The sequence below is a fragment of the Peribacillus sp. NPDC058075 genome (genome assembly GCF_042885195.1).
Classification (GTDB): Bacteria; Bacillota; Bacilli; order Bacillales; family DSM-1321; genus Peribacillus.
In genome coordinates, this window is the sequence record NZ_JBHVSL010000002.1 from 29,727 (window position 1) to 50,192 (window position 20,466).

The window sequence follows — 20,466 nt, forward strand, 5'->3', positions numbered from 1 at the left end:
GCTTTTCCTTTTTCCTGCTTGATGCATTCACTGCTGGACTATACTAAAAGGATATAAGCAATAAAAAACCCCATTAAGAATAACTTAATGGGGTCAACCTTAACGTATGGACGGGTTACTTGATTTCGTTTTGGTAATTGATTGGAATTGGCCCTTAACCTTATCAATAGTTTCCGGTGTGGCTAAGGATCTTATTTGACTCATCGTTTTTTCACGGGTTTTCTTATTGCGCATTAAGTATGCAGCAGCTCCTATCAGGACGGTTCCAAGCATTTTGTTTGATGGCATGTTAGTTTCCTCCTTCAAGTTAGTCCTATATAGTATTCCCCCTATCAGCCGATTTAAACAAAAGCATCCTTTTGAGAGAGCGGTTTCGCTTTTATTTATCATCGCTCAGCCTTTCGATAAACTTTATGCTATCGGGATTTTTCACGACTTTTTCAGCTTGTTCCGGGTCAGCTTTCGTTTGCTTCATATTGTAAAGTTTATATGTCAGCACTCTTTTCACTGACTCGTCAATTCTATCCATTGGAACTTCCCCTGCTTTTACTGCTTGCAGTAATCCGTTATATACCTCAAGCTCATGGGAATATTCATGACAGACAAGTAATAAATCAACTCCTGCAAGGATTGCCTGCTTCCCCATCTCTTCATAGGAGAAATACTTGTTCACAGCACCCATTTCCAAATCGTCGGTAACGACAAGTCCTTCATAGTTGAGTTTCCCCCGAAGCAGGTCTTCGATGATTATTTTAGAAAGGCTTGCTGGTTTTTCTTTATCATAGGCTGGATATTTAATATGGGTCACCATCACGAAAAACTTTTGGTTATCCAGTTCACTTATGATTTGCTTAAAAGGATAAATATCCGAATTTTCCAGATCAAGTTGGTTTGCCTCCACGGATGATGTTTCGACATGCGGATCGATTTCGCTCCGTCCGTTTCCAGGAAAGTGCTTCAATGCACCAGTTATCGATACATCGTTCAAGCCTTGAATGGTTTTCTTTCCATATTGATACACCTTTTCCGGATCTTGTCCAAATGAGCGATTATCCGTTTTCGATAGATCAAGAACAGGGGCGAAATTAATGTTAATTCCCATGGATCCTAGTTCTGTCCCATTCAATTTGGCCACCTTGTACATGTCTTCAGCAGATGCATTTTTTCCAAGATCCTGTTGTGCAGGGAGGGGCGATACCCGTTCCTTCATCCGAATGATGTCCCCGCCTTCCTGATCGATGGCCACCATCAACGGAAGCGAATGGGTACTTTGATTGGCCATTTGCTGAAGTGAATTGGATAACCTAGCAACTTGTTTAGGGGATTTCATATTACGGTCAAAATAAATGACGCCCCCTATATGTTTTTGTTCAATAAGCTCCGTAATTTCACTGCTCTTTTCAGTTCCCTTAAAACCTACCATCATAAGCTGTCCGATTTTTTCTTCAAGCGTCATTTTTTTCAGCAATTTTTCTATCCTCTCGTGACTATCCGCACCGGTGTCTTTTCGTTTTTCCTCTCTGGAATTCACATCCATATTCAACTGAATGAGCAACACTGTAAAAGCGAGGATTGCAATGAGGAACAGACCCCAATATATATTTTTTTTATTCTTCATGCTTTGACCTTCTTTGACATTTTCTCTGTCCTTCCTTGATAGCCCTTTTATTGATTTCGCTGCACACTTCTTAATCATGTTCATAAAGTGACAGTTCTATATCATCATTGCCGATTTTTTTGCATAAACCTTTAGCCGCGTACAATACTACATACATAGCCTAATTCAAAGGAGATGCCCCCCCATGAACGGAATCTTGAAGAATATTGCCGTCACTTTCAGTCATGCAGTCGATTATGCAAAAGAAAAAATAACGGCCATTACAGGAACAACTTCTGTTACAATAGCGGAATTGAGTGAGCACATCATCAATCAGCCTGAAACAAAACTAATCAGGAAAAACCTTTTAGGGATACCTTTTTCTTTTTATCATTTACAAAAAGAAGACGTTACGTACTATTTGGAAATGAAAAGCTCACAGGTTCTCCAGTTGGATGTTCAAGCGCATAATCACACGATTGTGTCTTACAGGTCTTATCGGGATAAATCCAGCTTGCCCATGGCCATTAGATTTCCTAAAACCCTTCTATCCGAATGACTTCGTTACAAAAATAAAAAAGCTGATATCCCCTGCATATGGGGTTATCAGCTTTTTTCAAATCTTATAGGGAGAAAAAACGGTCTCTTTCACTTGAAATCCATTTCTCGGCATCTTCTTCATCCTTTTTAACCAAGCGGTTAACGAGGATATCATGCCAAATGTAATTTTCGAGAAAATTGATATGAATGGGATCATCTGTGTAAAACGCCGTTTCCCTCGTTTCGGGAGAAGGGCCGTAAATCGTCTCCTTGCCATCGATGGATAAAATGAACCATTTATTTTCTCCGATATTTTCCACATAGCTTGTTTTGCGATGTTTATCTATACCTGATAATGGGTTTTCAACCTGAAATGCAATCCCCTTGAGAGTGCAATGCCCGGCGACCCCTATTAGCTCTTGTTCAAGTTTTCCATACATCTCGTCCCATAAGGAAACTACCACCCTTTTCTCGGCTTTGTGAATCAAAGTACGGCAGAAGGATAGGATGTGCCCTTCACCTTTAAGCGTCATTACACGATTGTCGGACATCGGTTCGATTTTCTCGAATTGCTTTAGTGTATGGCTGATGGATTGATAGGTATTGTTCCATTTTGATTGAACCGATTCCAAAAAAACATCGACTGGCAGCGGTGAATATAGTATCGAGTCATTGATTTCCTCTTTTAAGACGATTCCTTCTTCTTGCAGTCCATTTAATATTTCATAGATACGGGCCCTTGGAATTCCTGATTCCTTGCTTACTTGATAGGCACTGGCTGGGCCTTGGCGAACCAAAGAAACATAAGCCTTTGCTTCATATTGACTAAACCCGAGAGACTGTATTTTTTGAATGATATCTTGCATAGTACCTCCTAGTGCTTTTAGTAAGTTATATGCCTATCATACCAAATCTCTTATCGAAATCTATTCGATTTCAATCGGTATGACTCATAATATTCTTATTTACAGAACAGCTTCTATTAGTTACTATCTTAATAGTGACTAATATAAATGGGTTATGGCTTCAGCAAAACAAGCAATCCAGCCATAATGCTATTGATACGGAGGCTTCTTAGATGGAGGATATACAAGTTTCAACACTTTTGCTGCTGATGTTTTTCGGGTTTTTGGCAGCATTCATTGATTCTGTAGTCGGAGGCGGCGGCCTGATTTCCATACCCGCTTTATTATTTTCAGGACTTTCCCCTTCAGCAGCAATCGCAACGAATAAGTTAGCAAGTTCCATGGGGTCTTTAACAAGTACCATCGCCTTCATTCGCTCAGGTAAGGTTGATTTCAAACAGGTTTCCAAACTTTTCCCACTAATTTTCATAGGTTCCCTGCTAGGAGCTTGGGTTGTCAATTTCGTCTCCCCTGAATTATTAAAGCCAATGATTTTGGTTCTATTAATAGCTATTGCCATTTATACCTTTTTTAAAAAGGACTGGGGACAGAAATCGACTTACCATAAACTCACATGGCAAAAGACTGCACTATTTGCGTTCGCTATATTTGCCATTGGTTTTTATGATGGTTTTTTGGGTGCTGGAACGGGATCTTTCATTTTATTTGCCTTTTTAATGATTGGCTTTGATTTTTTGCACTCTGCAGGAAATGCAAAATTTTTGAACTTCGGAAGTAATTTGGCAGCACTGATCATGTTCATATACCTTGATACCGTCAACTTTACCTATGGAATACCGATGGGGATTTCCATGATAGCTGGAGCCTTGGCCGGTTCTAGATTCGCCATTAAGAAGGGAGTGGCATATGTAAGAGTATTATTTATCATAGTAACCGTCATTCTGATCATGAAAAATATAATGGATTACTTAACTTTTTCTTAAAAAATCGAATTCAGCACCTGATTCCCGCCACATTATGTGACATATAGGAATTATTTGGGTATATGATAGGTATAGACTGGTGGAAAGGTGTGGTTGGATGATTGAAAAGTGGAATGGCGAAGAAATGGCAGATGTATCAGGGCAAACCATTGTGATCACTGGTGCCAATAGTGGCCTTGGCTTCGAAACGGCTTTTGCACTGGCCGGTAAGGGAGCAGAGATCATCCTTGCTGTCCGGAATGCTTCAAAGGGAGAAAAGGCGGTCGATAGAATCTTAGGGGTCCACCCTAAGGCAAATGTACGAGTGATGCAGCTCGATTTAAGTGATTTAAGCAGCATTCGTCATTTTGCTGATTCCTTTCAGGAAAACTATGAATCTCTCTCCGTCCTCATCAATAACGCAGGTGTGATGATTCCTCCCTACAGTAAAACGAAAGATGGTTTTGAGCTTCAATTCGGCAGCAATCATCTCGGTCATTTTGCTTTGACAGGTCTCCTTCTTCCGCGTATCCTTTCTACGCCAAAATCGCGTGTGGTCACATTGAGCAGCTTAGCCGCCATCAATGGATATATAGACTTCGAAAATTTAAATGGTGAAAACGGTTATAAACCAATGAAATACTATGGGCAAAGCAAGCTGGCCAATCTACTCTTCGCCCGCGAATTACAGAGTAAATTCAACCAGCATGGTGCAACCCCGATCAGTGTTGCCTGTCATCCTGGCCTTTCCCATACTAATCTCATGTCACGCGGATCTGGCCAACCCATAAATAGATTCGTGCACTTTCTTTCGAAAACCATCACCCAGCCGGCAAGTATGGGAGCATTGCCTACCCTTTATGCCGCAACTGAACCTACATTAACAGGCGGGGAGTATATCGGACCCGATGGAAAGAAGAGCAGAAAAGGCTTTCCTAGAAAAGACGATATCATCGATACCTTATATAATGAAGAAACTTCAAAAAGATTATGGGATATTTCAGAAACCTTGACAGAGGTCAAATATCGTTTCACCGAAAGCATTACACCAAAATGACTGTATCTTTCCCCTGTTTTCGCTCATGAACAGTGCAAAAAAAAGAGGGAGCATAATGCCCCCTCTTTTCGCTTTCATCATTCAGCGTCAAAAACTTCTACTTTTTCCATTTTGTCGCCATTTTTCATAGCTTTGGCTGTTTCAAGTCCAGATGTCACTTTACCGAATACTGTGTGAACACCGTTAAGATGCGGTTGTGGTTCGTGCACGATAAAGAATTGGCTTGAGCCAGTATCTTTTCCGGCATGTGCCATAGATAGACTGCCTGCCTCATGTTTGTGAGGGTTTCCTTCTGTTTCACATTTGATTTGCGTGCCGCTTCCGCCTGCGCCTGTACCTGTTGGGTCTCCGCCTTGGCTTACGAAACCAGGAATGACACGGTGAAAGACCACACCATTATAAAATCCTGTGTTTGCTAAGTTTTCGAAGTTAGCCACTGTGTTCGGCGCTTCGTTCGGGAAAAGGTCGAATTCGATTTTTTCTCCGTTTGCCATAAGTATGTATCCTTTTTTAGCCATGTAAAACATCTCCTTTAATATGAACTGAATCAAATCTAATAGTACCATTTTTAGAAGCAGAAAGAAAAGCGAGCGGTACTTATTTCGAATAGTATCATTATACATTCCTATATTTTTTCATTTATAATGGAGTAGATTCATTATTATAAGGGGGAACGTACCATGATTCAGCAATTTGATGCTTTAGTCGTGAACAAGCAAGATGATCAATTCACCGTTAACATTCAGCAACTATCACTCGATGATCTACCTCAAGGCGAAGTGCTCATCCGTGTTCATTATTCCGGTGTGAACTATAAAGATAGCCTTGCGGCCATTCCGAATGGAAACATCGTCAGCAGCTATCCGATCGTTCCGGGCATTGATATGGCTGGTGTTGTCGTTTCATCTGAGGATTCCCGCTTTAAAGAAGGAGACGAAGTCATTGCGACCTCCTACGGGATTGGCGTTTCCCAATCAGGAGGCTATAGTCAGTTTGCCCGTGTTCCTGCAGAGTGGATCGTCCCGCTTCCTGATGGCCTTACAATGAAAGAGGCGATGATCATCGGAACGGCCGGTTTCACTGCAGCACTATCGGTTCTGCGATTGGAAGAAAATAACCTCACCCCTGAGCAAGGGAACGTTCTCGTCACTGGTGCAACTGGCGGGGTCGGGAGTTTCGCTGTCTCGATCCTTTCCAAACTTGGCTATTCCGTTGAGGCGAGTACAGGAAAAGAATCGGAACATGGATACTTGAAGAAAATCGGTGCAGCGACCATTGTATCGCGAGAAGATGTATATGATGGCAAGCTGCGGGCACTGGGCAAGCAGAAGTGGAGCGGGGCGGTAGATCCCGTCGGCGGTGAACCGTTAGCATCGGTCCTTAGCCAAATCAAGTATGGCGGGGCTGTGGCGGTCAGTGGATTGACAGCTGGTACAAGCCTTCCTGCCACCGTCTTTCCTTTCATCCTAAGAGGGGTTAATCTTCTTGGGATCGATTCGGTCAATTGCCCTATGGATACAAGATTGAAAGTTTGGCATCGCCTTGCCACCGACTTTAAACTAGAGCATTTAGAACAGCTCGTTCAACAGGAAATTACACTTGAAGAATTGCCTGACGTCCTTCCTACCCTATTAAAAGGGGAAGCAAGAGGCAGAACGATCGTTAAGCTATAATCCAAAAAGTGACGAGAGCATGGCTTCTCGTCACTTTTCATTGTGAACTTTCATTGATAGGGAGACTGATATCTACAATCGTCCCTTCTCCCACTTCGCTGCTGAAATGAATTTCCCCATTATGCTCATGGATGATTTTAGTGCTGACCATGAGCCCAAACCCTGTTCCTTTTTCAGAGGTGCTATAAAAAGGCTGCCCTAGATGCTTCATGCGCTCATTTGAGATTCCGCAGCCTTGATCAGTGAACCGGATCATTGCAGAGTCACCTTCATGGTTTAACTGTATATGAAGTTTGCCGCCATTCGGCATGGCTTCTATCGCATTATTGACGACATTCGTGAATACTTGTTTTAACTGATTCGGTTCGCCAAAGACAGATGCCGAATCCGTATTATATTCCTTGATGACTTCGACATCATTCAATATCGCTTGAAACTCAGCTAACGTAATCACACTATCCAATATATCGTTAAGCTGAATGACTTCACAAACCTTCGCTTCAGGCTCTGCTAAACTTAAAAACTCATTGGCAAGTTTTTCGATTTTTTCTACTTCACTGACCATCATTTCAAGATAGTCCTTTTGCTCAGGGTATTCCCTTAATAATTGTAAAAATCCTTTGACCGTAGTTAATGGATTTCTTATTTCATGTGCGATGCCCGCAGCCATCTGTCCTACCGCCGATAACATATTGGATTTACAGAGCAGCTCTTCGGTCTTTTTACGCTCCGTAATATCCCTGCAAAATACCTGTATGGCCGGTTGACCTTTATATATAATCGGGAGACCGAGTGTTTCTCCATAAAATACTTGTCCGTCAAGTCGAATGAACTTTTGTTCCAGTAAACCAACAGCCTGATGATCGTCCCTCATGATCTCGATTCTTTTTTGTACACTTTCCCGGGACTCCAGGTGAACGAACTGAAAAACCGATTTACCGATAATATCTTCCACACTATCCATCCCAAGCATTTTTGCCCCCATGGGATTCATATACTCGATGATCCCATTGCGATGTACAAAAATCGCTTCAGGTGAGACCTCAACTAAACTGCGATACCTTTGCTCACTTTCCTTCAAGGCAGCTTCAGCAAGTTTTTGATTCGTGATGTCCCGATAAGCGAAAACGAGTGCACACGGCTCATTTTCATCATTACGGATATTGAACAGGGAAATACTTACATCGATTAACTGGCCATCCTTCCTTAGCCTGACCGTTTCAAAGCCTTTCTTTTGTACCCCTGCCTTAATCTGGTCATGCAGCTCATTGACTGACTTCTTCAAGAAATCAGGAATGATTGGAAACGGCATGCCTATGAGCTCATCATTCGTCCAACCGAAAAACTCTTCAAAAGCTGCATTCACTTGAAGGGCCTTTCCTTCCAGATCAACAATGGAAATGGCGTCCGGGTTATTCTTCATGAAAGACTTAAATTTCTCGGTATTATCCTCCGCCCGTTCCCCCATTTTCCCTTGTCCATAATTAATAAGCCTTTTACTCATCAATTTTTTTATTCCTTTCTTATCCGGAAATTTACAGTCTCAATTTTACAGTATCAGTAAATCATTTGCCAGTATTATCATATGATTTTTCCAAGTTAAGGATTGATGCACAAAGAGGCCAAACCCGCATAAGGTTCAGCCTCTTTCTTAAAATGTATTATAAATATTTGGACATTCCGTACCTGTTGGTTCATAAAAGCAATGAAGCTTGAAACGTCCAACCAGAGGTTGATTATACCAGGTTTCCGGACAATCTCCCGGTGGCCTGAAGTACCATAGGCTAAATTTCGAGGGCCATATCCTTTCACCATTTACACTTCGGCGTGCAAGTCTTTTTTCCCTGTCTCGTGCCCGCTGATAAAAATACCCCTTCTGTACAGCTTCAAAGGCATGCTCCTGATAAATCATGTCTGGAATCGTCCTCAGCCCTTTGAAATCAGAACAATTCGACCTAATCCGATTGATCCCTACATTACCGATCATCAACATGCCCTGATCACCTTCGCCCTCGCCTTCCGCTCTAAGCAATCTTGCCAATAAGGCTATATCGGCATCAGTGTGCTTTACAACGGCCATTCCATCACCTCCACTTTTTTTATCCTATGCCTCGGAGATGGAAAAATACTCCGTTTATTAACAAAATCTTCATATGGAGTACACGTCCTATCAATAATACAACCCTATACTTAAGTAAGGCTGGATAGCACGCGTGGCTATCATGGTATTTGGCGAAGGCGGGGCCAATACTTACTTTATACATATAAAAAAGGCGCACATATTGTGCGTCTCGGATTGTAGACAAACTCGATCAAAGTCTAGTTTATCTACAGTTTTTAAGGGTTTGTACAATTGCCTTAAGGCACTCTCTTAACTCAAAAAGGTTTCGGAATGGTGTCATTCCGAAACCTTTTTGTCTGTAAACGGAGGCCGCACACATTGTTCCGTCTTTTTATCTTGTCATTCTTTCGCTTCAAATGCCGCTTCAAACGCCAAGGATACCTTTTCGAACTCTTCATCCGATTCGATATCAAGCAGTTCACCTTCGCCTTCGACCCTGAAAAAGAAAATATCGATATCTTCATCTGTATCCTCTTCAATATCTTCAAGCAAACCTACTGCAACATATTCCGTTCCTTCTACATCCAATGAACCTAAAACCTCAACTTCATGGCCTTCATCACTGTCATCAGTAAGAGTGAATATTTCACCTTCACGAATTTTCCCCATACTACCTCTCCTCTCATATCCATTAATAATGGAGTTGTTTCCATAGTATATCTACTATTCCATTTAGAAACAAATTTTTGCCCTGGAAAATGTTAAATTTCATTCTTAAGAATGAATCAATAGATATTATGGAAGAAAAGTATTATCCCAGAAGCCATTTGGCATTTTTCATTATTTACCAATACTTTACCTTTATTAACATCATTTAAAAATTATCTAAAAACGGCTATAAAAATGTAATTATATTCCGAATAATCTTATATATACTAATATTAGCAAATTGAATTTAATGAAGGAGGAAGATTTCTTGGCTGTGAAGAGGGTAGATCACATTGGCGTTGTTGTAAAAGATATTGAAAAATCCATCGCCTTTTATCAAGATGTGCTGGATTTAAAATTAAAAGGACGCATGACTCATACTAATGGGGTAATCGAACTGGCATTCCTGGGTTACGAAGAGTCCGATGAAACAGAAATAGAATTGATTCAGGGATATAGCGACAAACTGCCATCCGAAGCAACGATCCACCATTTTGCCATTACCGTGGATGATATCGAAGAAGAATATGCCCGGATCAAAAGCTTGGATAACACCGAGCTGATTGATGAAGAGATCGTCACTCTTCCAAATGGTTATCGCTATTTCTACATATATGGACCGGAAAAAGAGTGGATTGAATTTTTCCAAAGGTAAAAAGCATACTAAAAAAGCAGAGTCTTAAAGACTTCTGCTTTTTAACGTTTCTTCAATATTTTGGCAAAATTTACAGATAAAAAACCTTTCTTTACTTAACCGAAGTAATTTCTTAATATACTGCATTTATCCTAAAAGTAATAATATTTTTGGAGGTATGCATTTTGGGGAAAATGAGCAAAAAGGTAGCAGGTATTACGTTAGCGGGCGCGGTAGCCATTTCATCACTGGGTATTTCAACGATAAAGGAAGATGTTCAGGCAAAAGACAAGAAAAAAGAACCAACAAACGTCATCATGATGGTGATGGATGGGACAAGCACAGGAGCCACAACCCTTTCAAGGTGGTATAAAGGCGATAATCTAGCGATGGACGAAATGCTGTCTGGCGGTATGCGTACATATTCTGCTGAATCGGCCATTACAGACTCAGCTCCTGCAGCAACAGCGCTTGCGACAGGAAATAAATCCAATGATAAATTTGTCGGTGTCCTGCCAACCATCGTTAATTCTCCAGGGCTCGATCCGGTTAATCCGAAAAATGCCCATAAACCAGTCGCTAACGTTTTGGAGGGTGCGAAACAAGCCGGAAAGGCTACTGGCATCATTTCTACATCTGAAATCCAGCATGCCACACCCGCAGGCTTCTCCGCTCACGTGACACATCGAAGCAATTATGGTGATATTGCGGAACAGCAGGTTTATCAGGGGATTGACGTTGTTTTGGGAGGGGGCAAAGAATCCCTTTTACCAGGTAAAACAAAAAATGCAAGAAATGATGGAGAAAACCTTTTGGAAGTGCTTGATGAAGAAAAATATGATTTTGTTGAAACCCGTGACGAGCTGTTAAACTCTAAATCGAATAAAATTTGGGGAAGCTTTGCACCAAGTGCCCTAGCATATGATTTAGACCGTGAAACAACAAAGCCAAGTGAGCCCACTTTAGCCGAAATGACCAATAAAGCCCTTAAAACCTTGAAAAAAGATAAAGATGGCTTCTTCTTATTTGTCGAAGGAAGCAAGATTGACTGGGCTGCTCACGGAAACGACACGATTGGAATGATTAGTGATACTTTAGCTTTTGATGATGCCGTGAACGAAGCCCTTAAGTTTGCAAAAAATGACGGAAACACGATGGTCATTGCTGTAACGGACCATGGGAACAGCGGAATTACAATGGGTAACGTAAACACGAACTCCTCCTACCCGGAAACACCCGTATCAGCCTATATCGATCCTTTAAAGAAAGCGAAGATGACGGTTGAAGGAGCTTTAAGTAAGTTAAAACCCGATCATTCCAATCTAAAAGAAGTTGCAGCACTTTATGGACTTGATGATCTGACTTCTGAAGAAACAGCAAAACTTACCTCTTCTAAAAACCTAGGTACTGAAATGACAAAGCTGCTTGCTAACCGTGCAAACATTGGCTTTACAACAGGAGGTCATACAGGAGAAGACGTATTCCTGTATTCTTATGGCCCTTCAAAACCTACTGGATTAGTGGAGAATACAGACCTCGCTAAAAAAATGGCCGAATTCATGGGCTTTGATTTACAAAAATTATCGAACAAACTATACATGAATGCTAAAGATTCCTTTGAGAAAAAAGGATATTCTACCCGTATTGATGTGACAGACCCGAATAACCCAGTTTTCGTAGCGAAAAAGGGGCAGCAAAAAGTGGAGTTGCCTGCAAATAAGAATATCGTTATTAGCAAGACTCCTAAATCCACTAAACAAAAGGAAATAAATGCCATCACCGTTTACAACGGAAAAGACTTCTATATATCTGAACAAGCATTAAAGGCAGTCAAGTAAGCAACACTTCTTTATAACGATGTAGGAGCCCTTGTTTTTAACAAGGGCTCCTTTTCTCAAGATTTAGTTCTTGATCCTTTTCAAAAAAAAAGTGAATGAAAGAAAGACATTAAATCACCTTCCTTCTCCCCGCTTCACCAGCTTGACTTTTTGACACCCGGCAGTTGCCCTTTATGAGCAAGTTCCCTAAAAATGATACGTGACATGTTGAATTTGCGCATATATCCACGGGGCCTCCCCGTTACGCCACAGCGATTGCTGACCCTTGTCGGCGAGGAATCACGCGGGAGTTTGGCCAATGCGGCATAATCCCCTTTCTCCTTCAATTCCTTTCTTAGTTCTGCATACTTTTCGACCATTGCCAGCTGTTTTTGCGCTTTTATCACCTAGGATTTTTTCGCCATTTCAATTCTCCTTTTTTAAGACCTTAAATTTATGAAAATCTATAAACTATTCACAATTCGCTCCGCTGCCTGTCTTGCTCCCGATATATTCCTGGATATCGGTCCCATTTCAAGTTCAGCCAATGCACCCGTGACATATAAACCAGGTCCCCACTGCAACGACTGCGATACAATTGGATAACCACATCCCGCGCAGCGTAAATCATGCGACCGTATGACTGGCGTCAGCCAATCCTTCCCTGGCATTGATGACTTAAAGCCGGTCGCTAATAGGATCGTCCCCGTTTGTTGAATGACCTTTTCATTTTTATCCCTGAGGCTGATATGGCCGTCCCTCCACACAGCGCTTATCACCTCAACATCCATGACACGCAATAATCCCTGTTTAACCTGATTCATCAGCGCTCTATGTAAGTCAGGTGGGATGGATCCCTTATTACGGGCCTGGATAATGGTCTCGCGTCTTTTTTGATAGCTAGTTATAGCATGGAAAGGGCGCTGTTTTTTCGGCCCTAACCAACCAGGATCACTGTCGAAATCATGAATCCTATATGGATGCCGCTTTAGTAGCGTTACGTCATTGGGATAGCTTTTACTTAGCTTTAAAGCAAGATGGACAGAAGATATGCCTCCCCCAATGATCGTGATGGGTCCTTGTAATTGTGTCAGCTCCGGAATATTTTCATCGAATATGTGGTAAATGGGACCCCCATGCTCTTGTTTGAATTGCCGTGCCCATTCAGGCCAAGAAGGCTGTTCACCAATACCAATTGAAATCACAAGTTTTTGTCCTAAAAGCCGTCGTTTGTTTTGCAATTGGATTTTCCAGCCCTGTCCCGTTTTGCAGGCAGAGGTGACCTCCCCTTGCACCCATGCCTTCTTAATGGATAGATCATCAGCCAAATGAACACTATGTTCATTGAAGGATTTTAGGGACGGCCGCTTATAGTGGCCGTAAAAGTTATTGTTCCAGTCTGCCTTTTCCACATATTTCTGCAGGCTGAATGGATTCACATCCAGATGGTGTACGGATGGAGAACGTAAATAAGGCATTGAAATGACTTCCGTACAATGCTTCCATCTTGCCAATGGTTCTTCATTTCTATCAACAATCGCCAGCTTGTCCACTGTCGTTTTTCCTGACTTAAGTAAAAATGCTGCCATCGTCATACCTTGAATGCCTCCGCCAATAATGATCCATTCCAACATGAACTTCCCTCCTTTTATATCCATCCTCTTCAATAAAACATAATCATTACGATTTAAACCTAAAAAATTACTTCGTTTCACGGTGAAGCGTGTGTTTCTTTAATCGCGGGCAGTACTTCTTCAATTCGATCCTGTCCGGGTTATTCCGCTTGTTTTTCGTCGTGATATAATTGCGGTCCCCTGATTCTGTGCATGCTAACGTAATGTTTACTCTCATTTTCATTATCCTCCTAAAGTTTTTATTGAACGCTTTCCGTAAATGCAGGCAATCGATCTTCATAAAGAGACCAATCCTGCTGCATCTCCATTTCCGTCAATAAGCATTGATCTAATTCACTTTCGATTTCCTGTTGATTCATTTGAATGCCAATCATCACAAGCTCCGTCATCCTGTCACCATATACTGCATTCCACCGTTCCAATAATTCAGGTGCTTCCTTTAAAATTTGGCGTTGTTCGTCCACAGGGTATGCTGCGATCCATTTACCGGCGGCTTGTAATGTTAAGGACGGTCCTGCCTGTGAAAGCAAGCCTGCCATATCATTTCTCGATGACAGCCAAAGGAACCCCTTTGCCCTCACCACTTGTACGGGCCAGTTTTCTAACCAATCCATCAGCCGTTCGGGATGAAACGGTATTTGCCTTCTGTAAACGAAGGATGAAATCCCGTACTCCAGGGTCTCCGGGATATGCTCTTCATTCAATTCCTTTATCCAGCCCGCTCCTTGGCTTGCCGCTTCAAAATCAAATAACTGTGTGTTCAATACATCCTTTAGCGGCACCTTGGAATGATTCGTTTCGATGATCCTCGCATCCGCATTCATTTTATGAAAAACCGCCTTTAATTCCTCAACGGCATCAGCATCCATTAAATCGATTTTATTTAACAAGATGACATTGGCAAACTCTATCTGATCTATTAGTAGGTCGACCACTTCCCTGCCATCGGCAGCATCAGTTGCCTGCATCCTGTCAATAAGTGTTTCTCCGGAAGTGAAGTCTTTCCAAAAGTTATACCCATCAACAACGGTGACCATCGTATCAAGCCGGCAATATTCCGATAAATCAATTCCCATGCTTTCATCAACATAGGTGAAGGTCTGGGCTACAGGTACCGGTTCGCTTATCCCAGTCGATTCAATCACGATGTAATCAATGTTCCCTTGTTTCGCCAATTTCTCCACTTCAATCATCAAATCCTCACGAAGCGTACAGCAAATGCAGCCGTTCTGCATTTCCACCAGTTTTTCATCTGTCCGGGTAAACCCTCCCTGTTTCACCAGCGAAGCATCAATATTGATTTCACTCATATCATTAACGATGACGGCAACCTTCAGGTCATTCCGATTTTCAAGAATATGATTCAAAAGTGTCGTCTTTCCCGCACCAAGGTATCCACTCAATACCGTAACCGGAATTTTCTTCATCTCCATCCATCCCACTCCTTTACCTGATTTCTTTGCTGTACATAAATCGAAATCATTACGATTTATGTACCGAAGCTATCACTCATGCAAAAACACCCCTTAATAATAAAACGTAATCATTACTATTTGCAAGTTTTTTTCGAAAATGCCCCCAAATACTTTTTCTGAACAAATGTAATCACGATTGCTCCAATACTGCTCATGGGCAATCAAGGATAAATGAAAGGTGCTGACATTCTTCATGAAATGAAAATAAAAATTAAATGGAAGCCCACTCCACATAACATCATGTGTAATGAACCTCCATTGAGTTTTATCATTAAATGTACTTTTGACAAGCTGCTGTTCATCAACAACGTTTCAAAATCCAATTCATTTTTCTTTTTCTATGTTGCCAATCGAGAAAAAAATTATTGGCTATTGTGCTTATTCCGCCATTTCCCATCCTGAAGATGTTACTGTCTTTTGTTCAAAAGTTTCAATTTCTCTCTGTTTCGCCAGTTTAGAAGCTTGTGACATGGACCACGTTAAATTCCCAAAAGCAATCACTGTCCCGATCGAGATAACTAACACCTTTTTACAAAGTATTTTCTTCAATAGCTTCCTCCTGAGAATGTATTGGAATACTCTAAATATAAACCAACATTGTTAACCTCACATGTAGCTGCTGTAAATGTACGAAATTATTTTTGTACAAATGTAAACACAAAAAAGCTGAATGCATATGCAGTCAGCTTTTCATAGGTGTTTCTTATTTATAAAACACTTTGTCGACGTTGTATTTGGCATGAAGTTTATTGATCATGTACGTTTCATAGATTTCACGTTCCATAGCGTCTTCAACTATAAGAATGTCAATTTTCTTGACTTCATTACGATGATCTTTAATCGGAGAAACATTATCCTCGAAATGCTTCTTGACCCTTGGTCTTAATTTACGAGCTTTCCCGACAAAAATCAGCTCATCGTTTTCATTGTAAAACAAGATGATGCCGCCTTTATCACGGGGAATCAAATGAAAATCGATAAACCCGTAAATTTCAGGAATGACAGGTTCGTCTCCTTCTATAACTTGCTTTCTTTGTTTGATGCTTATATCCGCTGCAGGGATTTCAATTTTAATCATTACAATTCACGTCCTCTATTTGTATAAGGTGAAACTTCAATCGGAATCAAAAACTCCGGTTTCACGCTAATCACTTCAATCTTAAAGGTAAATGTTATCATAATTATGAATGAAAAGCCATGTATGCCTTGATTTGTTTAGATGAATTATATTTAATATAAAGAAGAAGACTCGCTAAGAGTCTCCTTCTTTGTCGGGAATATCCGTTACCACCTGTGAGCCTTTGCATTGCTTCTTAGTATAATGTTTGTTTGCGATTCTTGCGTATGGCCATTAACTTGAGATTTTGAACGCTTAGGTCTTGTCCAATTATGGTGAAACTTTTGAGAATGTGGATCTAATTGATCTTTATAGCTCATTCTGTGTCACCTCATCATTAGGATTTGGATATTCCGTTCGGTGATAGTATTACCATCACTTGTTCTAGTATTTGATTTTTATAAAGATTCATACGCCATTTCCTTAAAAAGCGAATTCAGCTAACTTGCCTTTTGCAAGGACTTCCCCTTCTTCATTTACCGCATCACTTGTCATGAGGGATATGCCCTTTATGTCTCCATCATTTAGAATGAAACCAATGTTTCCGCTTTTTGAACCGTTTCCTTCTATTTCACCAGTAAGTTCTTCCAAGTAGATCTCATCTTCCCATGTCAGATGTTCTCCTCTGTCCGTTTCAAGGAAAGCAACTGGGGAAAACTTAATTTTTTTATCGGTATTGTTTTTGATTTCCACGTTCACTTTTACGATATCGAAATCTTCATCATGCGTATAGCCGTGGAAGAAATCAATCATGCTGTAATCCGGAGTAGCATGCATCACTTTCATTTCTTTGACTTTAACCTCGATCGGGCCAACATTCAGCGTTTCATTCACTTTTTTATAGGCCTTCAAAGTTAATTCGCCTTTGGCATCAGAAACATTCTGACCGATCTGGTTCAAGTTTACATCATCAGGAAGCTGTGGATTCGGAACATAGACATCCTTTTTTTCCAGTGGTCGTGCAATTTCCTCTGTTTTATCTTTAGCCGTCGTTTCTTCTTCGTAAGCTGGTTGGGTATTAAGAGCGCCAAAAGCGGTTAATAACAAGGCACCAATCATCAGTCTGTTCATTGAATCCCTCCCTGAAGTGTTATTACTTCTTTAATAGGTCAAAGATGATTTTGGCCTGATCCGTGTTATCGACCTGCCCGGCAAAACGTTCTTTATATGGGCCGTATGCGTAGACCGGAACATCTTCACCCGTATGTCCTCCGGTAGTCCAGGCAGTATTGGTCCGATTATCAAATATAGCTTCGATGGCATTATCGACTTTCGTCACATTTTTTGATTTGGCGGCTTCTGTTACCGTTTTGATTTCATCATCCGTTAGCTTCACTTCATTTTGGTTAATATATTGCTTTAACGTCTTTTCAACATCGGCTCCTTTGACGATGGCATCCGCCATGAAGTCAGGGGTGCGTTTGGCTGCCTTGATTGGTTCACCGTACCAGTTATATATTCCTTTTGCTCCGATCGAGAATCCTCCTGTAGAGTGATCCGCAGTAGCCACCACTAAGGTATGTTTGTCTTTCTTCGCGAATTCCATGGCTGACTTGTATGCTTTTTCAAAGTCTTCCATTTCACTCATTGCACCTACGATATCATTATCATGTCCGGCCCAATCGACCTGGCTTCCCTCGACCATAAGGAAGAATCCATCTTTATCTTTATTCAAGCGCTGGATCGCCGAACTTGTCATGTCTGCCAAAGAAGGCGTTTCACTTGGGCGGTCAATCATTTTCGGGAGTCCTTCAGAAGCGAATAAACCAAGGACCTGTTCATTTTTGTCCTTAAGCATTTGATTTTTATCCGTCACATAACTGTAACCGTCTTTTTCGAAGGCATTCGCCAAATTGACATCAGGACGGACAAAATTGGATTTCCCACCGCCCAATAGGACGTCAATTTTATGTTTGCCCTTGATTAAGTCATTATAATAATCGTCTGCGATTGAATTCATGTTTTTCCGATTTTCATCATGGGCGCCAAAAGATGCAGGTGTAGCATGAGTGATTTCCGAAGTGGCAACCAATCCCGTCGCTTTTCCTTTTTCCTTTGCTGCTTCCAATACCGTTTTGACTTCGGATTTATCATTATCCACTGCAATGGCAGCGTTATAAGTCTTCACTCCGGCAGACATTGCCGTTGCGGCTGATGCTGAATCCGTTATATTTTGTGCAGAGTCTTCTGGGTAAGTCATTTGCTGGCCAACCAAGTATTTATCAAACTCTGTCCGTTCTGCCACCTTCGTACCAGGATTATCTTTTAAATACCGGTAAGCGGAGGTATAGGAAACACCCATGCCGTCACCGATCAGGAAAATCACGTTCTTAATTTCCGGTTCTTTTTTTTGGTTACCCTTTGCCGAAACATGATCCGCAGCGGACCATGATAAACTTCCAAATGCTAATGCCGAAACAAGTGTAATCGGTAACACCTTTTTACTCCATGTGCGATTCAAATGAATGACCTCCCGTTAATCTTTTCTATTTAATTTAACTATAGGTGAAGAACATGAACTCATTGTCAAGGCTATGTAAAAAAGCAGCAGGATAATTGTTAAGACAAGGTAAAGGCAGCAATGTTACAAAATTATATGCACTTTCATGAAGTTGTTGGTTATTCAGGAAAATCATCAGTATTGGGGGCATGTTACAGGGTTTAGCGGAGTAAACACCAGCGTGGATAAGTGATCTTTCATTTAACTTCATCAAATCAGGGTAATTTGAAAGTGCTAAAAAATTGGATAAAAGAAAATAAAGCACCCTATCAGGATGCTTCAGAGCCAGACTTCAAACAAATTCTATCCCTACAGTTTTCCAGAAATCCGCTCCCTTTCCGGCGGCTGTCTGCCAACCCTCATCAAATCAAGCGCGTTTGGAGTCTCGGCTGGCTAGCTATTCGCCAGAAGTGTCACAAATTTCTTCAATTCAATAGAAGTTTTATAAAACATTAAAAAACCATGGAATAAACTAGTCTTAAACAGTTCGGGATGAGACCAGCCTACAATTTTTCTTTAGGGCGGAAAGCGAGTGCCTGGAGTAGTAATCAAACGTTTGATTAAAGAAATCCGCTCCCTTTCCGCCCCCTTTTGTCGACAAACTGAAGCTCTCCATTTAAAGAGCGCTTTTTTCACTATTATTTCTCTACAACTAAACATTCCAAAGCACGGGCCGCATTGACTCTCGCCACCTCGATTGAATTGGCAGATGACAAGGCGACTGCCACCCTTCTGCCTGCCTTTGTAACAGGTTTTCCGAAAAGACGCACCTGTGTATTAGGTAAAGCCAAAGCCTTTTCAACACCGACTATTGAATATTCCGATAACTCTTCTTGAGCTTTTAATGGCCGGCTGGCACCTGGGCTGATCAGCTTGATTTCCGGAATGGGGAACCCTAGAATTGCCCGAATATGAAGGGCAAACTCAGACAAATTTTGAGTCACTAATGTCACTAGCCCCGTATCATGCGGACGTGGGGAAACTTCACTGAAATAGACTTTTTCCCCTGAGAGGAAAAGCTCAACCCCGAATAATCCGTACCCACCAAGTTCATCTGTAATGGAACGGGCGATTTTTTTCGCTTCCATTATTTGCGTTTCTGTCATACTATGCGGCTGCCAGGATTCAATATAATCACCGCCCTGCTGGATATGACCGATGGGAGCACAAAACATGGTACCATTTACAGCCCGGACAGTAAGCAGCGTGATTTCCGAATCAAAACGGATAAATTCTTCAATGATCACCCGTCCATTTTGAACCCGGCCGCCTTCCATCGCGATTTTCCAGCAATCCTCCAGGTCACTTTCCGTGCGGCACACACTTTGTCCTTTACCTGAAGAACTCATCAGCGGTTTGACGACATTCGGAAAGCCAACTTCCTTGGCAGCTTGGACAAATTCTTCATATGTATCGGCGAATTTGTAGGCTGCGGTCGGAATCTCCAGAGTTTCAGAAGCCAACCTCCTGATTCCTTCACGATCCATAGTCAATTTAGCCGCCCTTGCCGTTGGAATGACATGGAAGCCTTCCTCTTCCAACTTGACTAATTCGGAAGTAGCGATGGCTTCGATTTCCGGCACAATCAAATCGGGTTGTTCTTTCTCTACAACTCCTCTTAGTTGTTCCGCATCAAGCATATCGATCACATAACTGCGATGAGCGACTTGCATGGCAGGGGCATGTTCATAGCGGTCTACAGCAACGGTCTCCACACCAAGCCGCTGTGCTTCAAGTATGACCTCTTTCCCCAATTCACCTGAGCCCAATAATAAAATCTTTTTTGATTTATACATTCAGTCTCTCCTCCTTAATTCCTCAAAA

At 41.5% G+C, this 20,466-nt stretch carries 23 protein-coding genes; 6 read left to right on the top strand and 17 right to left on the bottom strand.

All coding sequences use genetic code 11. The features are described from left to right. Positions 1-99: 99 nt before the first annotated feature. Both ACFVS1_RS17840 and nagZ read right to left on the bottom strand, forming a co-directional pair. Positions 100-288, bottom strand: a complete 189-nt coding sequence (locus ACFVS1_RS17840; protein WP_352926395.1) for a hypothetical protein — start codon at positions 286-288, stop codon at positions 100-102. Between the two features lie 91 nt (positions 289-379). Next, complete coding sequence (gene nagZ / locus ACFVS1_RS17845) at positions 380-1,618, bottom strand: beta-N-acetylhexosaminidase (RefSeq protein ID WP_387549492.1); 1,239 nt, start codon at positions 1,616-1,618, stop codon at positions 380-382. Between the two features lie 184 nt (positions 1,619-1,802). Between nagZ and ACFVS1_RS17850 the strand changes: the two genes are divergently transcribed. Continuing rightward, the gene (locus tag ACFVS1_RS17850; protein ID WP_352926400.1) at positions 1,803-2,156 is read left to right on the top strand and encodes a hypothetical protein; all 354 of its coding nucleotides are present in this window, start codon (positions 1,803-1,805) and stop codon (positions 2,154-2,156) included. A 64-nt stretch (positions 2,157-2,220) separates the two neighbouring features. On the opposite strand, the gene ACFVS1_RS17855 is transcribed toward ACFVS1_RS17850, so the two are convergent. Further along, on the bottom strand, positions 2,221-3,003 hold the full coding sequence (locus tag ACFVS1_RS17855; RefSeq protein WP_387549494.1) for a TrmB family transcriptional regulator: 783 nt from the start codon (positions 3,001-3,003) through the stop codon (positions 2,221-2,223). A 212-nt stretch (positions 3,004-3,215) separates the two neighbouring features. On the opposite strand from ACFVS1_RS17855, the gene ACFVS1_RS17860 reads away from it, so the two are divergent. Continuing rightward, a complete protein-coding gene (locus ACFVS1_RS17860) occupies positions 3,216-3,986 on the top strand; it encodes a TSUP family transporter (RefSeq protein WP_387549496.1) in 771 nt (256 codons plus the stop codon). A gap of 97 nt (positions 3,987-4,083) precedes the next feature. Then, positions 4,084-5,022 (top strand): oxidoreductase, encoded by a 939-nt coding sequence (locus ACFVS1_RS17865; protein ID WP_352926407.1) that lies wholly within the window; start codon positions 4,084-4,086, stop codon positions 5,020-5,022. A 77-nt stretch (positions 5,023-5,099) separates the two neighbouring features. On the opposite strand, the gene ACFVS1_RS17870 is transcribed toward ACFVS1_RS17865, so the two are convergent. Next, on the bottom strand, positions 5,100-5,540 hold the full coding sequence (locus ACFVS1_RS17870; RefSeq protein ID WP_095679904.1) for a peptidylprolyl isomerase: 441 nt from the start codon (positions 5,538-5,540) through the stop codon (positions 5,100-5,102). Positions 5,541-5,702: 162 nt separating this feature from the next. On the opposite strand from ACFVS1_RS17870, the gene ACFVS1_RS17875 reads away from it, so the two are divergent. Then, a complete protein-coding gene (locus tag ACFVS1_RS17875) occupies positions 5,703-6,695 on the top strand; it encodes an NADPH:quinone oxidoreductase family protein (protein WP_352926409.1) in 993 nt (330 codons plus the stop codon). A gap of 37 nt (positions 6,696-6,732) precedes the next feature. On the opposite strand, the gene ACFVS1_RS17880 is transcribed toward ACFVS1_RS17875, so the two are convergent. The 3 genes from ACFVS1_RS17880 to ACFVS1_RS17890 form a co-directional block, all read right to left on the bottom strand. Further along, positions 6,733-8,199 (bottom strand): PAS domain-containing sensor histidine kinase, encoded by a 1,467-nt coding sequence (locus tag ACFVS1_RS17880; protein ID WP_387549499.1) that lies wholly within the window; start codon positions 8,197-8,199, stop codon positions 6,733-6,735. Between the two features lie 147 nt (positions 8,200-8,346). Next, positions 8,347-8,775: a cell wall hydrolase gene (locus ACFVS1_RS17885; RefSeq protein WP_387549501.1), complete on the bottom strand. Its 429-nt coding sequence runs from the start codon at positions 8,773-8,775 to the stop codon at positions 8,347-8,349. Positions 8,776-9,156: 381 nt separating this feature from the next. Next, positions 9,157-9,426: a DUF1292 domain-containing protein gene (locus tag ACFVS1_RS17890; protein WP_137020263.1), complete on the bottom strand. Its 270-nt coding sequence runs from the start codon at positions 9,424-9,426 to the stop codon at positions 9,157-9,159. Positions 9,427-9,715: 289 nt separating this feature from the next. Between ACFVS1_RS17890 and ACFVS1_RS17895 the strand changes: the two genes are divergently transcribed. Together ACFVS1_RS17895 and ACFVS1_RS17900 are read left to right on the top strand one after the other, a co-directional pair. Next, the gene (locus ACFVS1_RS17895) at positions 9,716-10,120 is read left to right on the top strand and encodes a VOC family protein (RefSeq protein ID WP_352926418.1); all 405 of its coding nucleotides are present in this window, start codon (positions 9,716-9,718) and stop codon (positions 10,118-10,120) included. A 173-nt stretch (positions 10,121-10,293) separates the two neighbouring features. Further along, positions 10,294-11,937, top strand: a complete 1,644-nt coding sequence (locus tag ACFVS1_RS17900; protein ID WP_387550121.1) for an alkaline phosphatase — start codon at positions 10,294-10,296, stop codon at positions 11,935-11,937. A gap of 134 nt (positions 11,938-12,071) precedes the next feature. Here the strand turns inward: ACFVS1_RS17900 and rpsN are convergent, their stop codons facing one another. The 10 genes from rpsN to purT all read right to left on the bottom strand — a co-directional run bounded on the left by rpsN (position 12,072) and on the right by purT (position 20,438). Next, positions 12,072-12,323, bottom strand: a complete 252-nt coding sequence (gene rpsN / locus ACFVS1_RS17905) for a 30S ribosomal protein S14 (RefSeq protein ID WP_387549503.1) — start codon at positions 12,321-12,323, stop codon at positions 12,072-12,074. 57 nt (positions 12,324-12,380) lie between these two features. Continuing rightward, complete coding sequence (locus tag ACFVS1_RS17910; protein ID WP_387549505.1) at positions 12,381-13,550, bottom strand: SidA/IucD/PvdA family monooxygenase; 1,170 nt, start codon at positions 13,548-13,550, stop codon at positions 12,381-12,383. Between the two features lie 67 nt (positions 13,551-13,617). Further along, positions 13,618-13,767 (bottom strand): 50S ribosomal protein L33, encoded by a 150-nt coding sequence (gene rpmG, locus ACFVS1_RS17915; RefSeq protein WP_034310390.1) that lies wholly within the window; start codon positions 13,765-13,767, stop codon positions 13,618-13,620. A gap of 22 nt (positions 13,768-13,789) precedes the next feature. Next, positions 13,790-14,983 (bottom strand): GTP-binding protein, encoded by a 1,194-nt coding sequence (locus ACFVS1_RS17920; RefSeq protein WP_387549508.1) that lies wholly within the window; start codon positions 14,981-14,983, stop codon positions 13,790-13,792. Between the two features lie 420 nt (positions 14,984-15,403). Further along, the gene (locus ACFVS1_RS17925; protein WP_156500230.1) at positions 15,404-15,574 is read right to left on the bottom strand and encodes a hypothetical protein; all 171 of its coding nucleotides are present in this window, start codon (positions 15,572-15,574) and stop codon (positions 15,404-15,406) included. A 154-nt stretch (positions 15,575-15,728) separates the two neighbouring features. Beyond that, positions 15,729-16,109, bottom strand: a complete 381-nt coding sequence (locus ACFVS1_RS17930; protein ID WP_170971597.1) for a nucleotide excision repair endonuclease — start codon at positions 16,107-16,109, stop codon at positions 15,729-15,731. A gap of 200 nt (positions 16,110-16,309) precedes the next feature. Further along, a complete protein-coding gene (locus ACFVS1_RS17935; protein ID WP_072272311.1) occupies positions 16,310-16,462 on the bottom strand; it encodes a YpzG family protein in 153 nt (50 codons plus the stop codon). 103 nt (positions 16,463-16,565) lie between these two features. Further along, positions 16,566-17,213: a DUF4352 domain-containing protein gene (locus ACFVS1_RS17940; RefSeq protein ID WP_352926438.1), complete on the bottom strand. Its 648-nt coding sequence runs from the start codon at positions 17,211-17,213 to the stop codon at positions 16,566-16,568. A 22-nt stretch (positions 17,214-17,235) separates the two neighbouring features. Then, positions 17,236-18,603: an alkaline phosphatase gene (locus ACFVS1_RS17945; protein ID WP_352926441.1), complete on the bottom strand. Its 1,368-nt coding sequence runs from the start codon at positions 18,601-18,603 to the stop codon at positions 17,236-17,238. Between the two features lie 677 nt (positions 18,604-19,280). Next, positions 19,281-20,438: a phosphoribosylglycinamide formyltransferase 2 gene (gene purT, locus ACFVS1_RS17950; protein WP_387549512.1), complete on the bottom strand. Its 1,158-nt coding sequence runs from the start codon at positions 20,436-20,438 to the stop codon at positions 19,281-19,283. Positions 20,439-20,466: the final 28 nt, after the last annotated feature.